Genomic DNA, 26,501 nt, shown 5'->3' on the forward strand with positions numbered 1-26,501 from the left:
CCCAGGGCGCCCTGGGCCGGGTGGTCCCGTTCGCGGAGGCGGCCGGCCGGCGGCGGCAGCCCCGGGCCCCTCGGACCCGGGCCGCCGCCGCGTCATCGTGCGCCGTAGTCCGCCGCCCCGGCCGGTGCCGCACCGCCGACGGCCACCGCGCCCCCCGCCGCCGTGCCCGCGGTCACGGGTGCGCCCGCACCGCCGACGGCCACCGCGCCTCCCGCCGCGGTGCCCGCCGGCACGGGTGCCGTGGTCGCCGCCACCGCCTCCACCGGGACGGCGGGGCCGCCTTTCGCCGGCACCCCGGCCCCCAGCGTTGCGGAGACCGTCGCCGGGGACGGCGCCGGGGCGGCCCGGGACGCGTTCCGCGGCGACCGTGCCGGATGACGGTGGACCGCCGCCGGGGCCGGCAGCGTGAACCACACCACCTTGCCGTTCTCCCCGTCCGGCCGCGCCCCCCAGCTCTCGCTCACCGCGGCCACCATCGCCAGTCCCCGACCGCAGGTGGCCAGCAGCGGGGTGGCATCCGCCGGGTCCGCGGCGTCGGCCGGTACCGGAAGGCGCGGATCGTGGTCGCGCACCGAGACCGTGAGCCGGTCCGGCAGCAACTCCAGTTCCACGACGCACGACTTGTCGGGCCTGGCGTGCCGGTGGACGTTGCTCAGCAGCTCCGTCACACCGAGCGCGGCCCGGTCGATCAACGGGTCGAGATGCCAGTAACGCAACTGCGCAGATACGATTCTGCGGACCTGGCCGATCCGCGACGGCAGGGCTTGGAGCTCCACCGTGCAGTGCCTGCTTGGGTGACTGATCACGGCTGCGACTCCCCGATGTGAGGTCCGGAGGAACCGGAAGAACACGGAGAACAACGGATCCAGCAGGGAGCTTGCGTCCAAACGTCCGCCTGCTGTCGTGGCCGGCGGGCTGGTTCGCAGCGTTATCGCCGGTAAACCCAGAGTGAGTGAGACCAGCGTGACGCAGCGCAAGCGCTCCCGCAACTCGCCGCGACCGCGCGTCGTGCCCGGCGCGCGGTCGCGTTCACCCGTGCGGCCCGACGCGCTCAGCCGCCGCGTCCCGCCGCCCGGCGGACCGCCTCGACGAACCGCCGGGCCGCGGGCGGTCCCGGCCGGCCCGGCGCGGGGTCGTGCTCGCCCAGCGTCAGCAGGTACCGCGTGCCGTTCAGGTCGGCCAGCGCCCGGTCGTCCGGCACGAACCACGGCTTGGAGGCGCGCACCGCCTGCACCGGCGCGCTGTCTATCTCGCTGCCGTAGCTGGTGAGCAACTGGAGTCTGCCGTCGCTGATCCGGACCTGCCCGGCCCGGGTGAGCGAACGCAGCCCCTTGCCGATCCGCACGCGTGTGGCCCTGAACTCCGGCTCGGCCATGTCGGCCCCCCTCGCGCTCTTCTCCGTGCTCGCGTCGTTCGATGACGTGTCGGTTCCTGATGCCCCCGTCCGGGACGAGCCGTCCCGTCGCGTGCAGTCTGCCTCGGCCGAGCCTGGAGCACCAGCCCGCGCGGGGCGTGTACGGGAGCCACCGGGAGCACTGCGCCCCCTGCGCCCCGGCCCGCTCGCACGCCTGTGCCCCAGCTCGCCTTTGGGTGGCCCAAAGATGCGTTTATGCAGGTGGGAAGGCGTGTCGAAGGTGCCTATGCTCGATCTGCCGGCCCGCGCGAGGCGCCGTCGGCGATGAGTGTAAGGAGCCCGGCCGTGAGCAGCCCGCCCCAGACCAGAACCGGCGCGACCCTCGACGTCGACCGCAGCGACCCCGCCTACCGCGAGTGGCTGAAGGAGGCCGTGCGCAAGGTCCAGGCCGACGCCAACCGCTCGGCCGACACGCACCTGCTGCGCTTCCCGCTGCCCGAGGGGTGGGGCATCGACCTCTACCTCAAGGACGAGTCCACCCACCCCACCGGCAGCCTCAAGCACCGGCTGGCCCGTTCGCTCTTCCTCTACGGCCTGTGCAACGGCTGGATCCGCCCGGGCCGCCCGGTGATCGAGGCGTCCAGCGGCTCCACGGCGGTGTCGGAGGCATACTTCGCGAAGCTGATCGGCGTGCCCTTCATCGCCGTCATGCCGCGTACGACCAGCGCCGAGAAGTGCCGGCTCATCGAGTTCCACGGCGGGCGGTGTCACTTCGTGGACGACTCCCGGAAGATGTACGAGGAGTCCGCCCGCCTGGCGGCGGAGACCGGCGGCCACTACATGGACCAGTTCACCTACGCCGAGCGGGCCACAGACTGGCGCGGCAACAACAACATCGCCGAATCCATCTTCCGCCAGCTGCGCTTGGAGCGGTTCCCGGAGCCGGCCTGGATCGTGGCCACGGCGGGCACGGGCGGCACCTCCGCGACCCTCGCCCGCTACGTCCACTACACGCAGTACGACACCCGGATCTGTGTCGCCGACCCGGACAACTCCTGCTTCTTCGAGGGCTGGACCACCGGCGACCCGGACGTCACCTGTGACTGCGGCTCCCGGATCGAGGGCATCGGCCGGCCCCGCGTGGAGCCCAGCTTCGTGCCCGGCGCGATCGACCGGATGATGAAGGTGCCGGACGCGGCGAGTGTCGCCGCCGTACGCGCGCTGGAGGGCGCCATCGGCCGCAAGGCGGGCGGCTCCACGGGCACCGGGCTGTGGAGCGCGCTGAAGATCGTCGCCGAGATGGTGGCCGAGGACCGTACCGGCAGCGTCGTCACCCTGCTGTGCGACCCGGGGGACCGGTACCTCGACAAGTACTACTCGGACGCGTGGCTCGCGGTGCAGGGACTGGACGTCGCGCCGTACACGGCGGCGATCGACTCGTTCCTGGCCACCGGCGTGTGGCCGGACTGAGGCGGGGCCGCCGCCCGGCGGGCCGCCGCCGGGCGGAGCCTTCGCCGTGCGGGCCTCAGCCCTCCGCGATCTCGTCCTCCGGCTCGCCCGCCACGACCACCCGCAGGTGCTCGGAGATCTCCGCGCGTGCCTCGGCGGGCAGGCCCGCGTCCGTCACCAGCGTGTCCACCTGGTCCAGCGTGGCGAAGGAACTGAGGCCCACCGTGCCCCACTTGGTGTGGTCGGCGACCACCACGACCCGGCGCGCGGAGTGCACCAGGCGCCGGTTGGTCTCGGCCTCCGCGAGGTTCGGCGTGGACAGGCCGGCCTCCACCGATATGCCGTGCACCCCGAGGAAGAGCAGATCGAAGTGGAGCGCGGCGATCGCCTGATCGGCCACCGGCCCCACCAGCGAGTCCGACGGGGTGCGCACTCCGCCGGTGAGCACCACCGTGGCCGCCTGCCGGCGCTGCCCCGAGGTGCGCTGCGCCCCGTGGAAGACGTCCGCGACCCGCACCGAGTTCGTCACCACGGTCAGGTCGGGCACCTCCAGCAGGTGCCGGGCGAGCGCGTACGTCGTCGTACCGCCGGACAGGGCGATCGCCGCCCCCGGGCCGACCAGCCGGGCCGCGGCACGCGCGATGTCCTCCTTGGCGGTCGGCTCCAGCCCCGACTTCGCCTCGAACCCCGGCTCGTGCGTACTCGCCTCGACCACCGGCACCGCGCCGCCGTGCACCTTCTCCAGCACGCCCTGGCGGGCCAGCGCGTCCAGGTCGCGGCGCACGGTCATGTCCGAGACACCGAGCTTGCGGGTCAGCTCGTTGACCCGCACACCTCCCCGGCGCCGGACCTCGTCCAGGATCAGGGCGCGGCGCTGCTCCGCGAGGAGGTTCTGATTCTCGCTCACGTACGCTCCGGTCCTTTCTCCGCCAACCGTCCGACACGTCCGGCGCACCGGCTGCGACCTGGACTTCCGTCCGTTCGGGCCGGGCGCGGGCGCCCCATCCTTTCACGGGGCGGCGGCACGCGCGCCACCACCTCCGGGGCGTCCGTCGTGACCCGGTTCGGGGAGATTCGGTGACGGGGGGTGTACACGGCGGCCCGACCGGCCATCCTGGAGCCCGCACGACACAGACGTCAGGGCGTCACGGGGGATGTGCGAGATGACGGAACGCGCGCGGGAGCAGACGGCGGAGCAGGACGACGGTCCGCCGCCGGGCCGGTACGACGACCGGGCCCCGGGCGGTCCGCCCCCAGGTGGCCACGCGGGTGATCACGCGGGCCGTGCCGCCGGGTGGTCCACGGCCCTGGAGACCGATCTGGAACTGCTGGTGCACGGGGTCGGCGGCACAACGCCCGAGAAGATGCTCGGCGATCCGCGCACGGTCCGGGTCTCCGGCGACGACACGGCCGCCGTCTTCCGGCGCACCGAGGACGTCGAGACCGACCGGGCCGACGGGGCCGGGCCGGAGGGGCGGGAACCGCGCGGCGGGCCGGTCCGGGAGGCGTACGTCTGGTGCAACCTCACCTCCGGCGACGGCAGCCGTGCCCTGTGGCTGTTGCTGCTGCCGTTCATGGTCGTCAACCTCGCCCACTGGATGCGCCCCGCCGCGCCCGGCCGGCCGCGCACCGTCCGGCTCTACGGCCTGCTGGTCAGGCTGGCCGCCCTCACCCTGACCGTGCTGCTGGTCGCCGCCGTCTGCGAGGTCGCGCTGGACCTGGTGGCCTGGCAGTGCGCGAACGTCCCCGCGTGCGTAAGCCGCCACTCCTGGCTGGGCTTCCTGGCCCCGGCGGCTCCCGGGGCGCCCGCCGGGGCAGGTGGCTGGTGGAGCGCGCCCGGTCGCCGGCTGGCCCTCGCCGCCCTGCTGCCGGCCGCGCTGACGGGCCTGCTCTGGTACCTCTCGCACCGCACCTGGAGCGCCTACGAGTCCCACCGGCCGCTGTCCCCGGACGCCGCCGTGGTGAACACCGGCTCCGCGCGGGCCACGGGTCCCGGAGAGGACGGGGACGACGCCACGCCGGGCACCGATGTCGCGCGGGACGCGGGCGCCCCGGCCGCCGGGCCCGGCGCCGACACCCCGGAGCCGGACCCCGACGGCGGAGCGCTGGCCCGGCCCGGTTTCTGGTACGGGCGCCGTCTGGTCGCCCGGCTGCGCGCGGCGCACACCGCGGCCGGGCTGCTCACCGTGGCCGCCACCGTCACCGTCCCGGCCGCCCGCTTCGACCACCGCCCCGGCGGCCCCGCCGTCCTGGACGCCCTCGGCTGGGCCCTGACCGCGGCCCTGCTCGCCGCGGCGGTCGCGGTGGCCTGGGTGGTCTGCCGCCGGGGCCGCAGCGAGCGCCGCCTCGACCGGCGCCTGGACCGGCACCTGGTCCGCCGCCTGCCGCTCGGCGCGCTCGCCCTGCTCCTGCTCGCCCTGCTGTACACCGGCTGGTCCCGGCCCGGCTGGCAGTCCACCGGGCGGCTGGCCGGCGCCTGGGCCTTCGGCGGCCTGATGCTGGCCCAGGGCCTGCTCGTCGTCGCCCTCGCGGTCGTGGCCCGGGACCTGTACCGGCGCCGCCCCGACCGGCGCACCGGGATGCGGGGCCTCGGCGGGCCCGCCGTCGCGCTGCTCGCCTGCGCCCTGGCCGGGGTGATGTCCGGCGGGGTCGCCCAGCGCGTCGCCGACTGGCTGGACGGCACCCGGTCCCTGCTCGCCGGCCCGCCCGCCCTGCTGACCTGGCAGTCGTCCGTCATCCCGCCGCTCATCGCGGTGCTGCTGCTCCTGGCCGCCGCCCTCGCGGTGCGCACCGCGAGGACCGCCCGCGCCGAACGCGCCCGGGTGCGCCGCGAATACCCCGGCGAACCCGAGGACCCGCCCCGCACCCGCGCCATCGCGCACGCCCGCGCCATGGCCACCCTCACCGACCGCGTCCCGCTCGTCGTCGCCGTCCTCACCGCCACCACCCTGCTGCTGGGCACGGTCGCGCTGGCCGGAGCCGCGGCCACCGGGAAGACGCCCGACGGCGCGGCCCGCCGCACCCCCCACCTCCTCCAGGCCGTGGCCGAGACCTCCCAGGCGCTCGGCTCCTGGCTGGTCGGGCTCGGCTTCGTGCTCTTCGTGACCTGGGGCAGGCGTGCCTACAAGGACGCCTCGGCCCGGCGCACCATCGGCATCCTCTGGGACGTCGGCACCTTCTGGCCGCGCGCCGCCCACCCCTTCGCCCCGCCCTGCTACGCCGAGCGCGCGGTGCCGGACCTGACCTGGCGCATGGTCACCTGGACCCGGCGCACCGGAGGCCGGCTGGTGCTGTCCGGGCACTCCCAGGGCAGCGTCCTCGCCGCCGCGGCGGCCTGGCAGCTCCCGCCGTCCGTGCGCACCCGGGTCGCCCTGCTCACCTACGGCTCCCCGCTGGAGCGCCTGTACGGCCGCTGGTTCCCGGCCCACTTCGGCCCGCCGGCGCTCGCCGCCCTGCACCGCGACATCGCCTGCTGGCGCAACCTCTACCGCCGCACCGATCCCATCGGCGGCCCGGTCCGGATCCCCGGCGGCACCGTCCCGGAGGTCGACCACGAGCCCCTGCCGGACCCCCGTGCCTACGGCCGCACCCTCGACGACCCGCTCCCGGCCCCGATCCTCGGCCACTCCGACTACCCGTCGGACCCCGCGTTCGCCCGCGAACGGGCGGCCCTCCTCACCCGTCTCCTGCCCGGCCTCCCGGCTCAGCGCTAATCAAGTTTGATCAGTGGCGCGGAGGCGTGTACGCTCCCGGCGTTGTAACTAGTCAAAGTTGATTAGCTCTGTGTTCCTCCACCACCGAAGGAGCCCGCATGACCTTCCTGCCCGACACCGGCTACACCCCGACCGCCGAGGACCGCGCGAGCCTGGACGCCTGGTTCGCGGAGTACGACGCGGCCAGCGGCCGGCGCGACGTCCGGCACATGGCGGACATGGCGGTGTTCCCGCTCAACCTCGTCAGCGACGACGCCGCGGGCGACGGCCGGTCGGCGCAGTGGGACCGGGACCGCTTCCTCGCCACCATGACCCACGTGATGGGCGAGGGGGACCAGGACATCGCCTTCGAGTCCACCCGGACCCCGGTGTTCCTGTCGCCCTCGATGGCCGTCGTCTTCACCGACTCGACCATGACCGCCGACGGTCACTCCCAGCGCCTGCGGTACGCCGACATCCTGCTCAAGCGGGACGGCAGGTGGGCCTTCCAGACCATGATCCAGCCCGGCTGGGGAGACAACCTGTAACCCGGCGGGCGAGGACCGGCCCGAAGCCCGTACGCGGTTCAGGGCAGCTCGGGCAGGTCCTCCGCGTACAGCAGGGTCAGGTCGTCGGTGGTCGGGTCGGGGAACTGGGCGACGCGGCTCGCGTGCCGCTCCACCATCGCCTCGAACGTCTGCCGGGCGGTACGCCCGTTGCCGAACGCCGGGCCCTTCGGAAGCGCCGCGAAGTACGTCAGCAGCGCCTCCGAGGCGCCCGGCGCCAGCCGGTACTCGTGCTCGTCCGCCTGCTGCCGCACGATCCGCAGCAGTTCCTCGGGGCCGTAGTCGCCGAAGGTGATGGTGCGGGAGAAACGCGAGGCCACGCCCGGGTTGACGGAGAGGAAGCGCTGCATCTCGGCGGTGTACCCGGCGACGATGACCACCACCTCGTCCCGGTGGTCCTCCATCAGCTTCACCAGCGTGTCGATGGCCTCCTTGCCGAAGTCCCGCCCGGCGTCCTGCGGGGACAGCGCGTACGCCTCGTCGATGAACAGCACCCCGCCGCGCGCCCGTTCGAAGGCCTCCTGGGTGCGCAGCGCCGTGGAGCCGATGTGCTCGCCGACCAGGTCGACCCGGGACACCTCCACCAGGTGGCCCCTCTCCAGCACGTCCAGTGCGGCGAGGATCTCGCCGTACAGCCGGGCGACCGTCGTCTTGCCGGTGCCGGGGGAGCCGGTGAAGACCAGGTGCCGCTTGACCGAGGCCGCCTTCAGGCCCGCCCGCTGCCGGCGCCGGCCCACCTCGATCATGTCGGTCAGCGCCCGCACCTCCCGCTTGACGCTCTCCAGCCCCACCAGGGCGTCGAGTTCCCCGAGCACGTCCTTCGGCGTCCGCCGCGCCCCGTCGGGCTCCCCGGCGGGGCCGGACGGGGCCCGCTCCGCCGCCCGCTGCCCCGGCAGGGCGCCCAGCAGGCCGGCGGACTGCGGCACCGTCTGCACGGCCGGCTCCCTGGGGGCGGGCGTCCGGGAGGCGGCACTCTCGTCGCTGGTGCAGTCCTCCACGACCGGCCCCGTCCCGGCGCCCGCGTCCGGACCGGCGTCGGCGAACTCGTACCCGCCGCGCGCGCACCGCTCCGTGCGGCACCTGCGCAGCGTCGTGCGGCTGCCGTCGATCACGTGGAAGCCGTAGCCCCCGCTGCCGGTGACCCGGCAGTGCAGGAAGGTGCCCCGGCCGCCCGCGGAGACGTAGAAACCGGCCTCGGCGGGCGAGTCGACCGTGCAGCGCTCGACGACCGGGTCGGCGCCCTTGGTGACGATCACCCCCGTCTGGGTGCCCTCCAGGGTGCAGTTGTTCAGCGTGCCGCCGCTGCCGTGGTCGCGGAACCAGGCGCCGGTCGCCGCCTCCCGGACCCGGCAGTCGTCCAGCTGCGCGGTGGCCCCGTCGCTCACCGACACGGCCGTGTTGCGCACCTGCGTCAGATCGCTGTCGACGACGTCCGCGCGGGAGCCGCGGTCCAGGACGAACAGCGCGTCCGGCACGTCGTGCACCCGGCAGGAGTCGAGCACGGCGGTGGCCCCGTCGCTCACCCACACCGCCGGATAGTCGCCGGTGCTGTCGAAGATCTCGCACTGGTTGGCGTCCACCCGGGTCCCGGGGTCCCACACCGACAGGCCGTTGCGCCCGAACCGGCGCACCGTGGTCCGGGTCAGCGTGAGCACCGAGCGGGAGCGCAGGTCGACCGCGTTCTCCGGGATGTCGTGCAGCCGGCAGTCGGCGAGCGTGAGCACCGCGTCGGTGTCCAGGGTGATGCCGTCCGCGGTGGTGCGGTGCACCTCGCAGTCGGTCAGCTGCGCGGTGGCCCGCTGGGTGATCTGCACCCCGGCGCCGCGCACCTCGTAGATCTCGCAGCCCACCGCCTCCAGCGCGGTGTTCTCCCCGGTCACGGTGAGCCCGGTGCCGGAGGCGTGGTGCACCCGGCAGCGCTCCAGCCGCGGCCGGGCCGCGCCGCGGACCGCCACGCCCGCCTGGCCGGCCGCGACGACCTCGCAGTCCTCGAACACCCCGCCGCCGTCGTCGAGCACGGCGATGCCGACGCCGGCCGGATTGTCCACGGTGCACCGGCGCACGGTCGGGCGGGCGCCGCCGCGCACCTCGATGCCGACGGCGGACCGGGTGACGACGCGCACGTCCGTCAGCTCGGGCGTGCCCTCCTCGACCAGCAGCGCGGGCGCCGCCGCGTCCTGGCCCTCCACGTGCACGTCCCGCACCACCGCCGAGGCCCGCACGGTGAGCGGCACCCCGTCCGCGGGCGCGATCCTCACCGAGCCGGCCGAGCCCTCGGAGCCGCGCAGCGTCACCGCCCGGTGCACGACGAGGTTCTCCCGGTAGGTGCCGGGGGCGATGGTGAGGACGTCGCCGTCGGCGGCGGCCTCCAGGGCGGCGGTGAGCGACGCGTACTCACCCGTGCGGCGCCGCCACCGCGATGTACCGGTGTGCGTCACCTGGACCGTGCCCTGTGTCATGGCGTTGCCGTGCCCCCACCTCGTCGTCCTGATGGCTCGCCGCCCACCGCGGCGCTGTCGCCGGTGCCGGGCCGCGACCGTGCGCGGCCCGCGGACGGGAGCGCGTTCGCCGCTCCCGGGATCCCGTCCGCCCCGGGGGTCACGCACCCACGGGGCGTCGCCGACAGCGCTTCGGCCGCTCCACCGTAGCGTGTGCGTGCGCGGCCGGCCGACCGGAGCGGTCGGGCCGTCAGCTGCCGGTGCCCGCCTTGCCCCAGTCCGGCCCGGCGCGGTCCCACGCCTGGTCCCAGCGCGCGTACCGGCGGCGGACCAGGCGCCATACGGTCACGCGCCGGGCGGTCTCGGCCAGGGCCGCGGTCAGCAGGGCCGCGCCGAGCCCCGCGAGCGCGGCGTGCGCCGTCGCCGTGGCGGAGTCCAGCGGGCGGGGCGTCATCCGGCCGTGCGCATCGGTCCAGAGCCCGAAGTGGTCGCCCCGGTGCGGGGACTTGAGGTCCGCGAGGACCGGACCGTGCCGCCGGGTGCCGTCCGGACCCGTCCAGTACGCCAGGACGCGGCTGCGGCTCGCACGCGCGGAGGCCGACTCCGGGTCGGCCTCCGGCAGGGCGCCGCCCAGCTCGCGCACCACGGTGGCCGTGACGAGATGGCGTGCGTGCCGCTGCTGCCGCGCGGACCGCTGGAGCGCGTCGTCGGCGGCGGCGCCGACCAGCCAGCCCGTCACGGGCGCGGCCACGGCGATCAGCAGCAGCGCGACGAGGGCCGCCCACGCCTCGGCCAGATCGGTCGCGCGGCGCAGCGGATTGCGCCGCCAGCGCCACAGCCCGGTGAGTGCCCGCATGTCCCCCCCTTCCGGTGCGTCACCACCCCCGGCGGCGGGTGCCCGCCCCGGCCCGGACCGGGAGGGAGCGGCTCACCCGCGCCGGGACGTCCGGCGTGCGCGGTCTCCCACGAATCCCGCGCGTCCCCTCAACGACCGGCACCCGCCCCCCGGTTCCCGGTCCGCGCCGATCACCGCCGGTCGAGCACGCGCACCGGGTCGCCGACGCCGACCGTGCCGGGGCCGAGGGGCACGAGGTTCACTCCGAACAGCAGCTTGCCGCCGGTCCTGCGGTGGCGTGCCAGGGTGTGCAGGGGCTCCCGGCCGCGTACGGCGGTGTCCTGGTCGGTGGTGGTCACCACGCACCGCGCGCTCGGCTTGGCGATCCGGAAGACCACATCGCCGACGGAGATCCGGCGCCAGCCGTCCTCGGCCCAGGGCCCGGTGCCGGCGACGACGAGGTTGGGCCGGAACCGGTCCATGGGCAGCGGGCCCTCGTGGGCGTGCGGCCCCTCGGCTATCAGGGAGTTCAGCGCGTCGAGCGAGGCCACCGTGGTGACCAGCAGGGGGAAGCCGTCGGCGAAGCTCACCGTCTCGCCGGGCAGGGCGTACTCCGGGTCGACCGGGCGGCGGACGGCCGGGTCGTCCATGTGGACCAGGCGCACATCGGTCCCGAGATAGGCGCTGCACCAGGCGTGCGCGGCGGCGGCGGCCGGGACCGCCTCCACCCTCGTGCGGAACACGTCCACCGGGATGGCCCCGGACGGCTGCGGCACCTCGACCGTCAGCGGCGCCCGGCCGGGCGCGGACAGCCGAACGCCGCCGCCCGCCAGAGGCTCGGCGGCGGCCAGCGCCAGGCGCGGCGACTCGCGCTGTGTGACGACCTTTCCCCCGTCGTCGATCAACGTCCAGCGCCGGTCGCCGGCCAGGCCCCAGGGCTCCACCACGGCCGTCCGGGGTGCGACGCCCCGGAACGCCTTGACCGGATGGACGTGGATCGACTGCACTACGGCGTTTCCCATGCCGACCATCGTGCCAGGCGGCACCGACGGCCGGGGGTGCCGTCAGTAGCCGCGGTACTGCTGGTTGTTGTACGGATCCTGGTAGGGCGCCTGCGCGGGGCGCGGCGCGGCCGGGCGCATGGCCTCGTACCCGTTGCCGCCCTGCGCCATCGGCCGCTGCTGCTGCGGGGCCTGCGGGCCGGGATAGCCGCGCGGGGCGCTCGCCTGCTGCGGGATGTACGCCGTGGGCGCCTGCTGCAGCGGTGCCGGCTGCGGCGCCTGCGGATAGCCGTAGGCCGGGGGCTGCGCGGACGGGGCCGCCGGGAGGGCGGGCAGCGCCGACGGCAGGGCGGGCAGGCTGTTGCCCGTGTCATAGGCGGCGGGGACCCGGATCGGGGCGATCTGCGGAGTGCCACGCTCTGCGACGAGCGAGTCGTAGATCGGGGTCTCCTTGAAGGAGGCGGAGTAGTAGCCGCCACCATAAGTGGAGCGGGGGGAGGTCATGGCACATAAGTTAAGCCCACGATGTGCTGGTTGGGGAGACCGATAAGAGGGTTGTTTTCCGTGTCGTCGGTAGCCTGACAACCCCAATACGAGCGAACATGGCAAAAAGGGACACTGCTCGACGTTTGGATCGTGTAAAGGCCGAGTTCCTTCGGTGTTACCGACGGTTGACCGGCGATCTTCCTGTGCCGTTCCCGGGCGCGCTCCGCGGCCCGGAATAGGTTGTGCGGGTGAGGATCGCACGGGCCGAGAAGATCCGGACCGAAGGGCGAAACGCGCCGAGCCGACATGTGATGGGGGCGGACATGACCATGCTGAAGGGGTCCAACACGCAGGTGCCGACCGCGGCGCTGCGCGTCGAACTGGGGTGGCGCGCCGGGCCCGGAGTACCGGACGCCGATGCCTCGGCGCTGCTGCTCGCCTCGGGAAAGGTCCGCTCCGACGGGGACTTCGTCTTCTACAACCAGCCCGCCCATCCCTCCGGCGCGGTACGCCACGAGGGCAAGCGGACGACCGGCCAACGCGTCACCGACACCCTGCTGGCCGATCTCGCGCGCGTGGAGGACGGCATCGAGCGGATCGTCCTCGCCGCCTCCGCCGACGGCGGCACGTTCGGACGGGTACCGGACCTGTACATCGAGGTGACCGACGCCGCCTCGGGCCGGGTGGTCGCCCGCTTCGACAACCCCGGCGCGACGGTGGAGACGGCCTTCGTGCTCGGCGAGCTCTACCGCCGCCAGGGCGGCTGGAAGTTCCGGGCCGTCGGCCAGGGTTACGACAGCGGACTGGAGGGACTGGCCCGGGACTTCGGCATCACCGTGGACGAACCCCAGCGTGCCGCACCCCCCGCGGCAGCCGCCCCGGTCACCCCGCCGCCCCGCCCCACGGCGGCCCCCGCCGCGGTGCCGCCTCCCACGTCGGCACCGGTCCCGCCGTCGCCTCCCGCCGCGGTCCCGCCACCGCCGCCCGCCGCCCCGCCGGTCCGGCTGTCCAAGGTCACGCTCACCAAGGCGGCCCCCTCCGTCTCGCTCGCCAAGCAGGGCGGCACCTCCGGCGCCATGCGGGTCAACCTCAACTGGCAGATGCGCAAGCAGTCCACGAGCTGGCTCAACCGGCTGAGCGGCCAGGGCGGCGTCGACCTCGACCTGTGCGCGCTGTACGAACTCGCCGACGGCCGCAAGGGAGTCGTCCAGGCCCTCGGCAACGCCTTCGGCGCGCTGAACCGGCCGCCGTACATCCATCTCGACGGCGACGACCGCACCGGAGCGGTGGCCCGCGGCGAGAACCTCACCATCAACCTCGACCACACGGGCGACTTCCGGCGCATCCTCGTCTTCGTCACCATCTACGAGGGCGCCCGCTCCTTCGCCGACCTGAACGCCACCGTCACCCTCCAGCCGCAGCACGGCGCCCCCATCGAGTTCTCGCTCGACGAGTGCACCGTCGCCTCCCCGGTGTGCGCGCTGGCCCTGATCACCAACACCGGCGGCGACCTCCTCGTCCGGCGCGAGGCGCGGTACCTGGTCCCGGAGCGCGGTTCGAGCCCGCAGCGGACCATGGACCGCGCCTACGGCTGGGGCATGAACTGGACGCCCGGCCGCAAGTGACCCGCCCGTCCCCGGCCGGGCTCAGCCCTCCTCGGGCACGGCGTCCGGCCGGGCGTAGGTACGGCCCTTCCAGGCGGCCCCGCGCCCTCGGTAGTGCTGCACGGCCGAGTCGACCGTCATCAGCAGGTACAGCGACGCGGTGAACGGCAGCAACGGCGCGAGCCACAGCGGCTGCCCGTAGTAGCGCAGCATCGGCAGGTACGTCCCCGCCATCACCGCCCACGCCGCCGCCCCGACGAGCGCGGTCGCCGCGTCACCGCCGGCCGCGCCCACGGCCACGGCGGCCGGCGGCACCAGGTACACCAGCGCCAGCCCGGCGACCGTACCGAGGAGCAGCAGCGGGTTGTGCCGCAGCTGGGCGTAGGCGCTGCGCGAGACCATCCGCCACAGGTCGCGCAGGCGCGGATAGGGCCGCACGCTGTCCACCCGCTCGGCCAGCCCCAGCCAGACCCGGCCGCCCGCGCCCCGCACCGCCCGCGCCAGCGCCACGTCGTCGATCACGGCGTGCCGGATGGCGTCCGGGATGCGCGCCTTCTCCGCCATGTCCGTGCGCAGCAGGACGCACCCGCCCGCCGCCGCGGCCGTACGCGAGCCCTCCCGGCCGATCCACCGGAAGGGATACAGCTGCGCGAAGAAGTACACGAAGGCCGGCACCACCAGCCGCTCCCACAGGCTCGCCACCCGCAGCCGCGCCATCTGCGACACCACGTCGAAGCCGCCCGCCCCGGCCGCCGCCACCAGCTCGCGCAGGCTGTCCGGCGCGTGCGCGATGTCCGCGTCCGTCAGCAGCAGGTACTCCGGGTCACGCGCGCGCGCCAGCCCGATGCCGTACCGCACCGCCCACAGCTTGCCCGTCCAGCCCGCCGGCGGCTCACCGGGCGAGCCCACCGTCAGCGGCAGCCCGCCGTGCCGCCGGGACAGCTCCCGGGCCAGCTCCCCCGTGCCGTCCGTGCTGCCGTCGTCCACCAGGAAGACCTCGGCCCGCCCCGGATAGTCCTGCGCCAGCAGCGACGGCAGGCTGTCCGGCAGCACGGCGGCCTCGTCCCGGGCCGGGACGACCACACAGACCGACGGCCACGCCCCCGGTTCCCGGCGCGGGGGCAGCCGGACGTCCGTGCGCCAGAAGAAGCCCTGGCCGAGCAGCAGCCAGGCCCAGGCGGCCAGTGATACGACGGTGATCCACAAGTACGCGTCCACGGCGGCAGTCTGCCCCACCGGCACGGGCCCGTGAGAGGGCATCGTCTATCGTGGCCGGGTGAAGATCGCGCTCATGGACTCCGGAATCGGCCTGCTCCCCGCCGCCGCCGCGGTACGCCGGCTGCGGCCCGACGCGGATCTGGTGCTGTCCTGGGACCCGGACGGCATGCCCTGGGGACCGCGCACTCCCGAAGACATCACCGAGCGGGCCATCGCCGTCGCCGGGGCCGCCGCCGCGCACGACCCCGACGTGCTGATCGTCGCGTGCAACACGGCCTCCGTGCACTCCCTGCCCGCGATGCGGGCGCGCTTCGAGCCGCGGCTGCCGATCATCGGCACCGTACCGGCGATCAAGCCGGCCGCCGCGGGCGGCGGGCCCGTCGCGATCTGGGCGACCCCGGCCACCACGGGCAGCGCCTACCAGCGCGGCCTGATCGAGCGGTTCGCCGACGGCGTCGCCGTGACCGAGGTGGCCTGCCCCGGCCTCGCGGACGCCGTGCACCACGCCGACGACGCCGCGATCGACGCCGCGATCGCCTCGGCCGCCTCCCGCACCCCGGACGACGTGACCACGCTCGTGCTCGGCTGCACCAACTACGAGCTGGTCGCGGAGCGCATCCGCGCGGCCGTCCAGCGGCCCGGCCGCCCGCCGCTCGTGCTGCACGGCACCGCCGGGGCGGTGGCCGCCCAGGCACTGCGCCGGATCGGGGTGGAAGCGGCCCCGGACGCCGTCGCCGACACCACCCTCACCGTGCTGCTGAGCGGCCGCGAGGCGACGCTCCCGGACACGGCGCTGTCCTACGACGAAGGCCGCTTCCTGCGCTCCGTCAGCCCCGTCCGCTGACCGGCGCGGCAGGCACCCGCCCGCCCGCCGCCGGGCCGTGCGCCGTGCGCTGCACCCTCCCCGGGCGGTGAAAGCCGGGTAACCTCATAGGCATGAGGGACCACCCCGCCGCCGACGGAAAGCTCCCCCCGGTCTGGAAGGGACGCGCCACCAACCGGGTGCAGTGGCTGTTCGCGCTCGTCGGCGCCGCCTGCATGGCGCTCGGCATCGAGCTGGCCGTGGACTCGGCCTGGACGTCCGGCATCGCCGCGCTGGCGATGTCCGTCGTCGGCTGCATCGCGGCCGGCCTGCTGGTGCTCTTCGGGACGCTCGCCTTCGTACACGTCGATCTCAAGCTCGACCGGGAGTGCCTCGAAGTGCGCTGCGGCCACATCGGGCTCCCGCGCCGCCGCATCCCGCTCTCGCACGTGGCGGGCGCCGACTTCGACGCCCATGTCACCCCCCGGCAGTGGGGCGGCTGGGGCTACCGCTGGCGTCCCGAGAAGGGCACCGCCGTCGTCGTCCGCCGCGGCGAGGGCATCGTGCTGCGCCTGTGGGACGGCCACACCTTCACCATCACCGTGGACAACGCGGAGTCCGCGGTCCGGCTCATCAGGGACCGCCTCCGCACGATCCGGCCGGGGACGGCGGGCTGAGACGGCCGCGCGGGCGGGCGGGACGGCCGGGTGGCGTGCCGCCGACGGGGCTCCCGGCGCGCGCGTCACGGTGACCACGGCCGGGCCGTCGCCCAGCCCGCCAGGAGGCCGGCGCCCGCCGTCACCGGCGTGAAGCTCAGCGCGTTGCTCACCGAGGCGAGCGCGGCCAGCGCCGTCAGGGCCGCGCCCGCGGTGAGGGCCACCGGTGTGGGGCGGGCGGTGCGCCACAGCGCGTACAGGACCCAGCAGAACACCGCGGCCAGCAGCGACACCCCGACCAGGCCCTGTTCGGCCGCCTGCTGCAACGGGGCCGAGTGCGGTCTGCCGTCGGCCGGCAGCGCCGGCGCCCCGATGCCGGCCGGCTCGCCGAACCGGCCGGGCCCGACGCCGAGGCCGCGGTGGTGGCCCGCCAGCCGCAGGGCGTCCTGCCACTGCGGCACCCGGTGCGCGGGGAACCAGCCGCCGAACGCCCCGGCGAGCCCTCCGGGCACCGCGCCCGCCGCGACCGCCCAGATCACGGCGGTCACCACGACGGCCGCCCCCGCGAGCCCCGCCAGCCACCAGCCCCGGCCGCGCGCCGAGCCCGCGGCCAGCGAGCACAGCAGGACGGCCCCGCCGGCCACGCACCCGGCCGGCGACCCCAGCAGCAGCCCGGCCGGCACGGTGGCGCAGGCCAGCGCCGCCAGCCCGAGCCGGAGCAGCGGTACCCCCGTCGCCCACGCGGCACAGCACGCGGCCCCGGCGGCCAGCGCCAGCAGCGCGGCCGTGCCGCCGACGGGCCCGAGCGGGCCGGCGTACCAGGGACCGGGGGAGAGCCGGGGCAGCGTCACCGCCAGGACCAGCCCCGCCGCCGCGCCGGCGCAGGGCGCGGCCACCGGCAGCAGCGCGCCGGACACCCGGCCCCCCGCATACCCCGCGGCCAGGGCGAGCACCGCGAGCAGCACGCCCTCCGGCCGCCCGCCATGGACCGCCGCGGTGATCAGCGACCACCCGGCGCAGGCTCCCAACAGGATCATGCCCGTCCCGTCGGAAACGTTTCTTCGCGCGCAAAAGGCATCCGCACCGCACGTACCGGTCGCGGACTGCGTCCCCGTCGACCCCACCCGTCGCCCCTCGTACCCGGTCCCCCGACCTTGGCAGGCCCCGGCCGCGGGCCGGTGACCGGCCGGGCCGCCGAGGCTGGGCACACCGTAACGGCTGTGGAGCGTTTTGGGGACGAGATGCGGAGGAACGGCATGATTGCGCTGGTCCGGCACCCGCCCCGGCCGGGCACGGCGGGCGCGCGACCGGCCGGGGCGGGCGCCCGGCCGGCCCCGGCCGGCCACGCACCGCGACCGTCCCTCGGCCCGGCATCTCCGCGGTGGGCGGCGGAGCGGCCCGGCGCTCGCCACGGCACCGGCTCACCGAGGTCGTCGCTGGTGAGCGGCCGGTGGCGGGCGCCGATGGCCGCTGTCGAGGGGGGCGCGGGCCGCCGTACACTCACCCGGGTGACCGTCACCGCAACCTCCGTGGACCAGCCGGACCGGCTCCGGCCGCGCCCCGCGTCCTCCACGCGCCGTGGCCGATTGATGCGCCTGGTCCCGGCCGTCGCCGCCGTGCTCTGCGGAGTGCTCCTCTACGTCAGCTTCCCGCCGCGCACCCTGTGGTGGCTCGCCCTGCCCGCGTTCGCCGGTTTCGGCTGGGTGCTGCGCGGCCGGGGCTGGAAGGCCGCCCTCGGCCTCGGCTACCTGTTCGGGCTGGGCTTCCTGCTGCCGCTGCTGGTGTGGACGAGCGTGGAGGTCGGGCCCCTGCCCTGGCTGGCCCTGGTCGCCGCCGAGGCGGTCTTCGTCGCCCTGGTCGGCGTCGGTGTCGCCGCCGTCTCCCGGCTGCCCGCCTGGCCGGTGTGGGCCGCCGCCCTGTGGACGGCGGGCGAGGCGGCCCGCGCGCGCGTGCCCTTCGGCGGCTTCCCCTGGGGCAAGATCGCGTTCGGTCAGGCGGACGGCGTCTTCCTGCCGCTCGCCGCGGTGGGCGGCACGCCCGTGCTCGGCTTCGCGGTGGTCCTGTGCGGCTTCGGCCTGTACGAGGCCGGGCGGCTGATCGCCGAGCGGCGGCGCACCCAAACCGTACGGCGCGCCGCCGCGACCGCCGCGCTGCTCAGCGTGGCCGTGCCCGTGGGGGGCGCGCTCGCGGCCCGCGCGCTGGTGAGCGACCGGGCCGAGAAGGGCACCGCGACCGTGGCGCTCGTCCAGGGCAACGTGCCGCGTGCCGGCCTGGAGTTCAACGCCCAGCGGCGGGCCGTGCTCGACTACCACGCGCGCGAGACCCACAAGCTCGCCGCCGACGTCCGCGCGGGCAGGACGCCCAGACCGGACTACGTGCTGTGGCCGGAGAACTCCTCCGACATCGACCCCTTCGAGTACCCGGACGCCGCCGCCGTGATCGACCAGGCGGCCAGGGACATCGGCGTGCCCGTCTCCGTCGGCGGGGTCGTGGAGCGGGACGGCAAGCTGTTCAACGAGCAGATCCTCTGGGACCCGGCCAAGGGCCCCACGCAGACCTACGACAAGCGGCAGATCCAGCCCTTCGGCGAGTTCCTCCCGCTGCGCTCGCTCGTCGGCGCGATCAACAAGAGCTGGACCGAGATGGCCCGCCAGGACTTCACCCCGGGCACCGAGCCGGGCGTGTTCGACCTCGCCGGCACCAAGGTGGGCCTCGCCACCTGCTACGAGGCCGCCTTCGACTGGGCCGTGCGCGACACGGTGACGCACGGCGCGGAGATGATCTCCGTGCCGAGCAACAACGCCACCTTCGACCGCAGCGAGATGACCTACCAGCAGCTCGCCATGTCCCGCGTCCGCGCCGTCGAGCACAGCCGCACCGTGACCGTGCCGGTGACCAGCGGGGTCAGCGCGGTGATCCTGCCGGACGGCCGGATCACCCAGAAGACCGGCATGTTCGTGCCCGCCTACCTGGTCCAGAAGGTGCCGCTGCGCACGTCCACGACCCCCGCCACCGAGCTGGGCACCCTGCCGGAGCTGGCGCTGGTGCTGGCCGCCGCGGGCGGCGTCGGCTGGGCGATCGGCTCCGGCCTGCGCGCCCGGCGCACCGGGAACGCGTAACCGCGCGCCCGGTCACGGGGCGGCGTGCGGGCGGTGTACGCCCTGCCGCGTGGCCGACGGGCCGGCGGGGGAGGGGCGCACGCCCTGCCGTCCGGCCGCGGGAGCTGCCGGCCCGGGACGGTCGCGTGCGGGGTACGGCCGTCGTACGACCCGGGAAACGGCCGGGGGCGCGGTGCCGGCCGCTAGGGTCGGATCATGGCTATCCCCGATTTCCTCCGCACGCTCAGGGACTCCGCCGGGCAGCAGCTGGTCTGGCTGCCCGGGATCAGCGCGATCGTCTTCGACGACGAGGGCAGGGTGCTGCTCGGCCGGCGGACGGACACGCGCAAGTGGTCGGTGATCGGCGGCATCCCCGAGCCGGGCGAGCAGCCCGCGGCCTGCGCGGTGCGGGAGGTCTTCGAGGAGACGGCGGTGCGCTGTGTGGCCGAGCGGGTGGTCCTGGTCCAGGCACTGCCGCCGGTCACCTACCCCAACGGCGACGTCTGCCAGTACATGGACATCACCCTCCGCTGCCGGGCGGTCGGCGGTGAGGCCCGGGTCAACGACGACGAGTCGCTGGAGGTCGGCTGGTTCGCGGTGGACGCGCTGCCCGAGCTGAACGAGTTCGGCCTCTTCCGGATCAAGCAGGCCATGTCCGATGCCCCCACATGGTTCGACCCTATGAGTGTCGGTTGAAGTATGGGTGGCGACCATATGTGGTGAGGATGGGCTTCCGCTTAGGGTCGGCCCATGACCTCGCCGACCCCTCTGCCCGCCGCCTCCCCGCCCGGCGCCGCCCGCACGCCCGGTTCCGGTCCCGGGACCGGACCCGCGCCCGCGCCGGGGTCCGCCCCCGCGCCCGGTCCGGCCCCCCGGCCCCGGCCCCTCGCCCTCGACCTCGGCGGCCGGACCGCGCTCGTCACCGGGGCCGCCGGCGGCATCGGCCGTGCCTGCGCGCTGCGGCTGGCCGCCGCCGGGGCCGAGGTGCGCGCCGTCGACCGGGACGAGGAGGGCCTGGACGAGCTGGTCCGGGAGGCGGAGCGGACCGGCGGCCTCCCGGGCGCCGTCGTGCCGCGGGTCGTGGACCTCACCGACCTGGACGCCGCCGAGCGCGCCGCCGCCGGCGCGGACGTGCTGGTCAACAACGCCGGGCTGCAACTCGTACGGCCCATCGAGGAGTTCCCGCCCGAGGTGTTCCACACGGTGCTCACCGTGATGCTGGAGGCCCCCTTCCGCCTCATCCGCGGCGCCCTCCCGCACATGTACGCGCAAGGCTGGGGCCGGATCGTGAACGTGTCCTCCGTCCACGGGCTGCGCGCCTCGGCCTACAAGGCCGCCTATGTGGCCGCCAAACACGGCCTGGAAGGACTGTCCAAGACGGCCGCGCTGGAGGGCGCCGCCCACGGTGTGACCTCGAACTGTGTGAACCCCGCCTATGTGCGCACCCCGCTGGTCGAGAAGCAGATCGCCGACCAGGCGCGGGCGCACGGCATCCCCGAGGAACGCGTGGTGTCCGAGGTGCTGCTGAAGGACAGCGCGCTGCGGCGGCTCATCGAACCCGAGGAGGTCGCCGAGGCCGTGGCCTATCTGTGCAGCCCGCAGGCGTCCTTCGTCACCGGTACCTCGCTCGTCCTGGACGGCGGGTGGACGGCCCACTGACCGGCCCGCCGCGCTCGCCCCGGACGGCGGACCAACGGCCCGCCGACCGGCCCGGCACCACCGGCCCCGGGAGTTTTCCACAGGCCTGCCGGGCCGGTGGCCGATACGGAATCCTGTGACCATGTCCCGCGATCACCTCCAGCCGGCGCCCGTCGGCAGCGCCGAGGTCCCGTACCTCGACCTGCTGGCCCGCGACGCCTCCGTAGAGGCCTTCGAGCAGCCCGTCCTGCGCGCCCGAGCCGCCGCCGAGCCGGCCGGCCGGATCGCCGCGCTGGAGGAGGCCAGACTGCTCGCCCTGCGCGTGCGCGCCGAACTGGAGGGACGGCGGCGGCGCGAGGCGGAGCTCTCGGCGCTCTTCGAGACCGCCCACGACCTCGCCGGACTGCGCGACGTGGACGCCGTGCTCCAGGCGATCGTGCAGCGCGCCCGCTCCCTGCTCGGCACGGACGTCGCCTACCTCAGCCTCAACGACCCGGCCCGCGGCGACACCTACATGCGGGTCACGGAGGGTTCCGTCTCCGCCCGCTTCCAGCAACTGCGCCTCGGCATGGGCGAAGGGCTCGGCGGACTCGTCGCCCAGACCGCGCGGCCCTACGTCACCGACGACTACTTCGAGGACGCCCGCTTCCAGCACACGCACGCCATCGACGCCGGCGTCCGCGACGAGGGCCTGGTCGCCATCCTCGGCGTGCCCCTGATGCTCGGCCCGCACGTGATCGGCGTCCTGTTCGCGGCCGACCGGCGGGCACGGGTCTTCGAACGCGGGCAGATCGCCCTGCTCGGCTCCTTCGCCGCCCTCGCCGCGGCGGCCATCGACACCGCCAACCTGCTCACCGAGACCCGCACCGCCCTGGCCGGCCTGGAGCGCGCCAACGAGATCATCCGGGACCGCAGCGCCGTCATCGAGCGGGCCTCGGAGGTCCACGACCGGCTCGCCGAACTCGTCCTGCGCGGCGGCGGGGTCCACGACGTGGCCGCCGCCGTCTCCCAGGTCCTCGACGGCACCGTGACGTTCGCCGAGGCCGCGGCGGCACCGGCCGAGGCGCTGGAGGCGTCCCGCGCCGAGGGACACGCCGTACGGCACGGCAAGGACTGGATCGCCGCCGTGGCCGCGGGCGGCGAACTCCTCGGCGCCCTGGTGCTGCGCGGCCACCCCGGCCTGGACCCGGTCGACCAGCGCACTCTGGAGCGGGCGGCGATGGTCACCTCCCTGCTGCTGCTCGCCCGCCGCTCCGCCGCCGAGGCCGAACATCGGGTGCGCGGCGAGCTGCTGGACGACCTGCTCGACGCGCGCGACCGGGACCCCCGCCTGCTGCGCGAACGCGCCGGCCGCCTCCGGGCCGACCTGGACGCCACCCATGTCGTGCTCGCCGCCCGCCTCGACGGCCCGGCGGCCGACGCCGACGAGGAGGCCGCGGCCCGCCGCCGGTTGTGGTCGGCCGCCTCCCACCTGGCCGCCACCCGGCAGGGCCTGGCCGCGGCCCGCGACGGCGGCACCGTCCTGCTGCTGCCGCTCGGCGCCGCCGACAGCGCCACCGAGGTGGCCCGCCGCACCGCCCGCCACCTGGGCACGGCCGTCCACCAGCCGGTCACCGTCGGCGCCTCCGCTCCCGTCACCGACCTCGCCCGGCATCCCGAGGCGGTGGCCGCCGCCTACGCCGAGGGCCGCCGCTGCCTGGACGCGCTGCGCCTGCTGGGCCGGGCCGGGGACGGCGCGGCGGCCGAGGACTTCGGCTTCCTCGGTCTGCTCCTCGCGGGCGAACGGGACGTCGCCGGCTTCGTCGAGCGGACCATCGGCCCGGTGGTGTCGTACGACGAACGGCGCGGTACGGAACTGGTGCGCACCCTCGCCGCCTACTTCGAGGGCGGGATGAGCCCGGCGCGCACCAAGGACGCGCTGCACGTCCACGTGAACACGGTGGCGCAGCGACTGGAGCGGGTGGGCCGCCTGCTGGGCGCCGACTGGCAGAGCCCGGCCCGCGCCCTGGAGATACAACTGGCCCTGAGACTCCACCGGTTGTCGAGGGCGGCGCGGCACTGACCGGCCCCGTGCGAGGGGCCGGCCGGTGACGGTGCGGGCGGGGCCGGTGCGGGCACGGGCCGCGGCTGCCGGTCAGCGCGTCCGGGCCCGGGCGGCCGGGCGCGCGCCGGAGGGTTCGACGTCCTCGTCCGCGATCCGGCCCAGATCCCGGTGCCGCGTCTCGCGCGCGAGCCCCACGGCGACCAGGGTCAGCACCGCGGCGCCGATCACGTACAGCGCGATCGGGGTGGAGCTGTCGTAGTCGGAGAGCAGCGCGGTGGCGATGAGCGGTGCGGGCGCGCCGGCCGCCACGGAAGCGAACTGGGCGCCGATGGACGCGCCCGAGTACCGCATCCGGGTCGCGAACATCTCCGCGAAGAACGCGGCCTGCGGCGCGTACATGGCGCCGTGCAGCACCAGGCCCACGGTCACGGCCAGGATCAGGTAGCCGAACGACCCGGTGTCCACGAGCGCGAAGAACGGGAACATCCACAGCCCGACACCGGCCGCGCCCAGCAGGTACACCGGCCGCCGCCCGACCCGGTCGGACAGCGCGCCCCAGGCCGGGATGACGGCGAAGTGCACGGCGGAGCCGATGAGTACGGCGTTGAGCGCGGTCTGCTTGGAGACGCCGGCCGAGGTGGTGGCGTAGACGAGGATGAACGCGGTGATGACGTAGTAGCTGATGTTCTCCGCCATCCGGGCGCCCATCGCCACCAGGACGTCCCGCCAGTGGTGGCGCAGCACGGAGACCAGCGGCGGCTGCTCGTCCGCCTGGGCCCGCCGTGCCTCGGCCCGCTCCAAAGCCTCCTTGAAGACGGGGGACTCGTCGACGGAGAGCCGGATCCACAGACCGACGAGCACGAGCACCCCGGAGAGCAGGAACGGGATGCGCCAGCCCCAGCTGCCGAAGGCGTCGTCGGACAGTACGGCGGTGAGCAGCGACAGCACACCGGTCGCGAGCAACTGCCCGGCCGGGGCGCCGGTCTGCGGCCACGACGCCCAGAAACCGCGCCGCCGCGCGTCCCCGTGCTCCGACACCAGCAGGACGGCTCCGCCCCACTCGCCGCCGAGCGCGAAGCCCTGCACCAGCCGCAGCGCGGTGAGCAGCAGCGGCGCGGCGCTGCCGACGGTGGCGTGCGTGGGCAGCAGTCCGATCGCGAAGGTGGCCCCGCCCATCAGCACCAGGCTGAGCACCAGCAGTTTCTTGCGCCCCAGCCGGTCACCGTAGTGGCCGAACACCAGCGCCCCCAGCGGGCGGGCGGCGAAGCCGACGGCGTACGTCAGGAACGACAGCAGCGTCCCGACGAGGGGATCGGAGCCCGGAAAGAACAACTTGTTGAACACCAGCGCGGCGGCGGAGCCGTACAGGAAGAAGTCGTACCACTCGATGGTGGTCCCGATGAGGCTGGCGGCGACGATCCTCGGGAGGCTCGCGGGGGGCGGGGGAGCGGTGTTTCCGGATGCCATGTGCGCCACTTCCTCGTGTGCGGTGGGGACGGGTACGTGTCGGCACACGGTAGGAAGCCGCAGGTCAGGGGCACATGTGGTGGGGCACCATAGTTCTGGGGGCGGGTATGCGTGCGGCCACCATGCCGGGGCGGGGAGGGGGTGTTCACGGCGGCCGGGTGCGGGTCTCCATCCGGTGACCGCGGTGTTCCGTACGGCGGTCCATTGACAGGCCGTTCTTGGCGTCGCCTTATTCGGCCCATAGCCATGGTTCGTAGGTTCCCGGCATGACGGGAAAACACATCGACCGGTCCATCACCCGCCGCCGAGCCATCGCCGTGACCGGAGGCACGGTGGCCGTGGGCGGGCTGGCCTTCACCGGCTACCAGTCCGCCTTCGCCGACACGACGAGGGCCACCGCCACGGACACCTCGGCATCGGCTTCCGCCGCGTCGTCCGGCAGCACCTGTATGCAGTTGATGACGAGCGTCACCGAGGGGCCGTACCACCTCGACGGCGCCTTGGTACGCAAGGACATCACCGAGGGCAAGAAGGGCGTGCCGCTCACCCTGCGCCTGACCGTCGTCGACGCCACCGACGGCTGCACCCCCGTTCCCGGTGCGGCCGTGGAGATCTGGCACTGTGACGCCTGGGGCTACTACTCGGGGTACACCACCGCCAACCCCGGCGGTTCGGCCCCGGCCGAGAGCGAGGACGGCTCCACCGCGAACGACAAGACGTACCTGCGCGGTTACCAGATCGCCAACGGCAACGGTGTCGTCAAGTTCGAGACGATCTTCCCCGGCTGGTACACCCCGCGCACCTGCCACATCCACGTCAAGGTGCACACCGGCGGTGAGAAGGGGGACGGCACCTACGAGGGCGGCAAGGTCAACTTCACGGGCCAGCTGTTCTTCGACGACGAGACCGCCCAAGAGATCTTCGCCCTGGAGCCGTACGCGCGGCACACCGGTTCCTACACCAAGCTCGCCGACGACATGGTGTACGACGACACCGGCGCCGCCGGCGGGCTGCTCACTCTGAAGGCCGTCCACAAGAAGGACCCGTCCAAGGGCTACACGGGCTTCCTCACCCTTGGCGTCGACCCGGACGCCGAGAACACCGGCGCGGGCGGCGCCCCCACCGGCACCCCGCCGGGCGGCGCCCCCACCGGCACCCCGCCGAGCGGCGCTCCCACCGGGGCCCCGCCGAGCGACGCTTCCTCCGGCACGACGGCCCCGTCGGCCTCGACCTCCTCGTAGCCGCCCGTGATCAGCTGCGAGGACGAGAAGCTCGCACGGACCGCGGTCTCCGCACTGCTCGCGCAGCTGGCCCTGGCACCACAGCCCGGACTGCCCGACCCGCGCGACCTCGCCGTCCGCGCCACCGGCCGGGACCACCGCGCCCTGCTGTGGTCTGCGAAAGCGCTCGCTCCCGGCCTCGCGGCCATGGCCGCCGCCGCCCGCCGCACCGGCGCACCCACCCCGGCGCTGTGCGCGGAACTGTGGGCGATCGGACGGTGCGCCGAACATACGGTGAACCGGGCCGGCGGCGGCCACCGCGGCGCTCTGTGGGCCCTCGGCCTGCTGACCGCCGCCACCGCACTCGGCCCCACCGCACAGGGCTCCCGGCTCACCGACACGGCGAAACAACTCGCCGCCCATCGCGACCACGGTGCTCCCCGGCGCCCCTCACACGGCTCCACCATGGCGGCGGCCTACGGCGCAGCCGGCGCCCGCGGCGAGGCACGCGCCGGCTTCCCGCACATACGGCGTGCCCTCACCGCGCTCCGAACCGCCCGCGCGACCGGTGCCACCGAGACACAGGCGCGTCTCGACGCCCTGCTCACCGTCATGGCCACCCTGCAGGACACCGAACTCCTGTACACAGCGGGTCCGGCCGGCCTGCGCCACGTCCAGGCGGGCGCCCGTACCGTCCTGGAGACGGGTGGCACCGCGGCACCGACGGGCGCCGAGGCGCTGACCGCCCTGGACGCCGACCTCCGCGCCCGCTCGTGGAGCCCTCGCGGCAGTACCGGGTTGCTCGCGGGGACCCTGTTCCTGGACGCCCTCACTTCCGGCCGGTGAACGCCGGTGAACACGGACACGCCTTGGTCGGGTAGCCGGGTCACGGCAACGTGATCCGGCTGCCCGGCCTTCCGAAACAGTCGCCGG

General features: G+C 75.0%; 21 protein-coding genes and 1 pseudogene. 12 read left to right on the plus strand and 10 right to left on the minus strand.

The features are described from left to right. Window positions 1-245 precede the first annotated feature (245 nt). Together ACZ63H_RS28540 and ACZ63H_RS28545 are read right to left on the minus strand one after the other, a co-directional pair. Window positions 246-806: pseudogene (locus ACZ63H_RS28540) on the minus strand (ATP-binding protein); the annotation flags it as partial. Window positions 807-1,051: 245 nt separating this feature from the next. Beyond that, window positions 1,052-1,375, minus strand: coding sequence for a hypothetical protein (locus ACZ63H_RS28545; RefSeq protein ID WP_467939921.1), 324 nt, complete (start codon window positions 1,373-1,375; stop codon window positions 1,052-1,054). A gap of 324 nt (window positions 1,376-1,699) precedes the next feature. Here ACZ63H_RS28545 and cds1 point away from each other — a divergent pair, with 324 nt between their 5' ends. Then, window positions 1,700-2,824 carry an L-cysteine desulfhydrase Cds1 gene (gene cds1 / locus ACZ63H_RS28550; RefSeq protein ID WP_469869852.1) on the plus strand — a complete coding sequence of 375 codons (1,125 nt, stop codon included), beginning with the start codon at window positions 1,700-1,702 and terminating at the stop codon, window positions 2,822-2,824. Between the two features lie 55 nt (window positions 2,825-2,879). Here cds1 and ACZ63H_RS28555 read toward each other — a convergent pair whose 3' ends face one another. Next, entirely contained in the window at window positions 2,880-3,710 is an 831-nt protein-coding gene (locus ACZ63H_RS28555) for a DeoR/GlpR family DNA-binding transcription regulator (protein ID WP_469869854.1), read from the minus strand. 256 nt (window positions 3,711-3,966) lie between these two features. Here ACZ63H_RS28555 and ACZ63H_RS28560 point away from each other — a divergent pair, with 256 nt between their 5' ends. Both ACZ63H_RS28560 and ACZ63H_RS28565 read left to right on the plus strand, forming a co-directional pair. Further along, window positions 3,967-6,516 carry a hypothetical protein gene (locus ACZ63H_RS28560; RefSeq protein ID WP_469869856.1) on the plus strand — a complete coding sequence of 850 codons (2,550 nt, stop codon included), beginning with the start codon at window positions 3,967-3,969 and terminating at the stop codon, window positions 6,514-6,516. A gap of 98 nt (window positions 6,517-6,614) precedes the next feature. Continuing rightward, the gene (locus ACZ63H_RS28565; protein ID WP_469869858.1) at window positions 6,615-7,043 is read left to right on the plus strand and encodes a DUF4440 domain-containing protein; all 429 of its coding nucleotides are present in this window, start codon (window positions 6,615-6,617) and stop codon (window positions 7,041-7,043) included. A 38-nt stretch (window positions 7,044-7,081) separates the two neighbouring features. Here the strand turns inward: ACZ63H_RS28565 and ACZ63H_RS28570 are convergent, their stop codons facing one another. The 4 genes from ACZ63H_RS28570 to ACZ63H_RS28585 form a co-directional block, all read right to left on the minus strand. Then, entirely contained in the window at window positions 7,082-9,520 is a 2,439-nt protein-coding gene (locus ACZ63H_RS28570; RefSeq protein WP_469869860.1) for a right-handed parallel beta-helix repeat-containing protein, read from the minus strand. A 229-nt stretch (window positions 9,521-9,749) separates the two neighbouring features. Continuing rightward, window positions 9,750-10,355 (minus strand): Rv1733c family protein, encoded by a 606-nt coding sequence (locus tag ACZ63H_RS28575; RefSeq protein WP_469869862.1) that lies wholly within the window; start codon window positions 10,353-10,355, stop codon window positions 9,750-9,752. 170 nt (window positions 10,356-10,525) lie between these two features. Next, window positions 10,526-11,356, minus strand: a complete 831-nt coding sequence (locus tag ACZ63H_RS28580; RefSeq protein WP_469869864.1) for an MOSC domain-containing protein — start codon at window positions 11,354-11,356, stop codon at window positions 10,526-10,528. A 42-nt stretch (window positions 11,357-11,398) separates the two neighbouring features. Continuing rightward, window positions 11,399-11,839, minus strand: coding sequence for a DUF6643 family protein (locus tag ACZ63H_RS28585; protein ID WP_469869866.1), 441 nt, complete (start codon window positions 11,837-11,839; stop codon window positions 11,399-11,401). Between the two features lie 311 nt (window positions 11,840-12,150). Between ACZ63H_RS28585 and ACZ63H_RS28590 the strand changes: the two genes are divergently transcribed. After that, on the plus strand, window positions 12,151-13,446 hold the full coding sequence (locus ACZ63H_RS28590) for a TerD family protein (protein WP_469869920.1): 1,296 nt from the start codon (window positions 12,151-12,153) through the stop codon (window positions 13,444-13,446). Window positions 13,447-13,467: 21 nt separating this feature from the next. On the opposite strand, the gene ACZ63H_RS28595 is transcribed toward ACZ63H_RS28590, so the two are convergent. Further along, window positions 13,468-14,661, minus strand: a complete 1,194-nt coding sequence (locus tag ACZ63H_RS28595) for a glycosyltransferase (RefSeq protein ID WP_469869868.1) — start codon at window positions 14,659-14,661, stop codon at window positions 13,468-13,470. A gap of 40 nt (window positions 14,662-14,701) precedes the next feature. Between ACZ63H_RS28595 and ACZ63H_RS28600 the strand changes: the two genes are divergently transcribed. After that, window positions 14,702-15,487 (plus strand): glutamate racemase, encoded by a 786-nt coding sequence (locus tag ACZ63H_RS28600; RefSeq protein WP_469869870.1) that lies wholly within the window; start codon window positions 14,702-14,704, stop codon window positions 15,485-15,487. A 92-nt stretch (window positions 15,488-15,579) separates the two neighbouring features. Beyond that, window positions 15,580-16,122, plus strand: coding sequence for a hypothetical protein (locus ACZ63H_RS28605; RefSeq protein WP_469869872.1), 543 nt, complete (start codon window positions 15,580-15,582; stop codon window positions 16,120-16,122). A gap of 65 nt (window positions 16,123-16,187) precedes the next feature. Here ACZ63H_RS28605 and ACZ63H_RS28610 read toward each other — a convergent pair whose 3' ends face one another. Further along, window positions 16,188-17,138 carry an O-antigen ligase family protein gene (locus tag ACZ63H_RS28610; protein ID WP_469869874.1) on the minus strand — a complete coding sequence of 317 codons (951 nt, stop codon included), beginning with the start codon at window positions 17,136-17,138 and terminating at the stop codon, window positions 16,188-16,190. Window positions 17,139-17,609: 471 nt separating this feature from the next. Here ACZ63H_RS28610 and lnt point away from each other — a divergent pair, with 471 nt between their 5' ends. The 4 genes from lnt (at window position 17,610) to ACZ63H_RS28630 (ending at window position 22,899) form a co-directional block, all read left to right on the plus strand. Further along, a complete protein-coding gene (gene lnt / locus ACZ63H_RS28615; RefSeq protein ID WP_469869876.1) occupies window positions 17,610-19,220 on the plus strand; it encodes an apolipoprotein N-acyltransferase in 1,611 nt (536 codons plus the stop codon). A gap of 195 nt (window positions 19,221-19,415) precedes the next feature. Continuing rightward, window positions 19,416-19,895 carry an NUDIX hydrolase gene (locus ACZ63H_RS28620; protein ID WP_469869878.1) on the plus strand — a complete coding sequence of 160 codons (480 nt, stop codon included), beginning with the start codon at window positions 19,416-19,418 and terminating at the stop codon, window positions 19,893-19,895. A 54-nt stretch (window positions 19,896-19,949) separates the two neighbouring features. Then, window positions 19,950-20,858: a 3-hydroxybutyrate dehydrogenase gene (locus ACZ63H_RS28625; RefSeq protein WP_469869880.1), complete on the plus strand. Its 909-nt coding sequence runs from the start codon at window positions 19,950-19,952 to the stop codon at window positions 20,856-20,858. Between the two features lie 121 nt (window positions 20,859-20,979). Next, window positions 20,980-22,899 carry a helix-turn-helix domain-containing protein gene (locus ACZ63H_RS28630; RefSeq protein WP_469869882.1) on the plus strand — a complete coding sequence of 640 codons (1,920 nt, stop codon included), beginning with the start codon at window positions 20,980-20,982 and terminating at the stop codon, window positions 22,897-22,899. Between the two features lie 72 nt (window positions 22,900-22,971). On the opposite strand, the gene ACZ63H_RS28635 is transcribed toward ACZ63H_RS28630, so the two are convergent. Next, complete coding sequence (locus ACZ63H_RS28635) at window positions 22,972-24,348, minus strand: MFS transporter (protein WP_469869884.1); 1,377 nt, start codon at window positions 24,346-24,348, stop codon at window positions 22,972-22,974. A 266-nt stretch (window positions 24,349-24,614) separates the two neighbouring features. Here ACZ63H_RS28635 and ACZ63H_RS28640 point away from each other — a divergent pair, with 266 nt between their 5' ends. Both ACZ63H_RS28640 and ACZ63H_RS28645 read left to right on the plus strand, forming a co-directional pair. After that, entirely contained in the window at window positions 24,615-25,589 is a 975-nt protein-coding gene (locus tag ACZ63H_RS28640; RefSeq protein WP_469869886.1) for an intradiol ring-cleavage dioxygenase, read from the plus strand. A gap of 6 nt (window positions 25,590-25,595) precedes the next feature. After that, window positions 25,596-26,414: a triphosphoribosyl-dephospho-CoA synthase gene (locus ACZ63H_RS28645; protein WP_469869888.1), complete on the plus strand. Its 819-nt coding sequence runs from the start codon at window positions 25,596-25,598 to the stop codon at window positions 26,412-26,414. Window positions 26,415-26,501 lie beyond the last annotated feature (87 nt).

This window comes from Streptomyces sp. NPDC104831, assembly GCF_055583025.1.

What these genes read in the sequence shown, in the direction of transcription:
- ACZ63H_RS28545 (WP_467939921.1), bottom strand. Translation starts at nt 1,375, where the DNA reads ATGGCCGAGCCGGAGTTCAGGGCCACACGCGTGCGGATCGGCAAGGGG.
- ACZ63H_RS28560 (WP_469869856.1), top strand. Translation starts at nt 3,967, where the DNA reads ATGACGGAACGCGCGCGGGAGCAGACGGCGGAGCAGGACGACGGTCCG.
- ACZ63H_RS28565 (WP_469869858.1), top strand. Translation starts at nt 6,615, where the DNA reads ATGACCTTCCTGCCCGACACCGGCTACACCCCGACCGCCGAGGACCGC.
- ACZ63H_RS28570 (WP_469869860.1), bottom strand. Translation starts at nt 9,520, where the DNA reads ATGACACAGGGCACGGTCCAGGTGACGCACACCGGTACATCGCGGTGG.
- ACZ63H_RS28575 (WP_469869862.1), bottom strand. Translation starts at nt 10,355, where the DNA reads ATGCGGGCACTCACCGGGCTGTGGCGCTGGCGGCGCAATCCGCTGCGC.
- ACZ63H_RS28580 (WP_469869864.1), bottom strand. Translation starts at nt 11,356, where the DNA reads ATGGGAAACGCCGTAGTGCAGTCGATCCACGTCCATCCGGTCAAGGCG.
- ACZ63H_RS28585 (WP_469869866.1), bottom strand. Translation starts at nt 11,839, where the DNA reads ATGACCTCCCCCCGCTCCACTTATGGTGGCGGCTACTACTCCGCCTCC.
- ACZ63H_RS28590 (WP_469869920.1), top strand. Translation starts at nt 12,151, where the DNA reads ATGCTGAAGGGGTCCAACACGCAGGTGCCGACCGCGGCGCTGCGCGTC.
- ACZ63H_RS28605 (WP_469869872.1), top strand. Translation starts at nt 15,580, where the DNA reads ATGAGGGACCACCCCGCCGCCGACGGAAAGCTCCCCCCGGTCTGGAAG.
- ACZ63H_RS28610 (WP_469869874.1), bottom strand. Translation starts at nt 17,138, where the DNA reads ATGATCCTGTTGGGAGCCTGCGCCGGGTGGTCGCTGATCACCGCGGCG.
- ACZ63H_RS28620 (WP_469869878.1), top strand. Translation starts at nt 19,416, where the DNA reads ATGGCTATCCCCGATTTCCTCCGCACGCTCAGGGACTCCGCCGGGCAG.
- ACZ63H_RS28625 (WP_469869880.1), top strand. Translation starts at nt 19,950, where the DNA reads ATGACCTCGCCGACCCCTCTGCCCGCCGCCTCCCCGCCCGGCGCCGCC.
- ACZ63H_RS28630 (WP_469869882.1), top strand. Translation starts at nt 20,980, where the DNA reads ATGTCCCGCGATCACCTCCAGCCGGCGCCCGTCGGCAGCGCCGAGGTC.
- ACZ63H_RS28635 (WP_469869884.1), bottom strand. Translation starts at nt 24,348, where the DNA reads ATGGCATCCGGAAACACCGCTCCCCCGCCCCCCGCGAGCCTCCCGAGG.
- ACZ63H_RS28640 (WP_469869886.1), top strand. Translation starts at nt 24,615, where the DNA reads ATGACGGGAAAACACATCGACCGGTCCATCACCCGCCGCCGAGCCATC.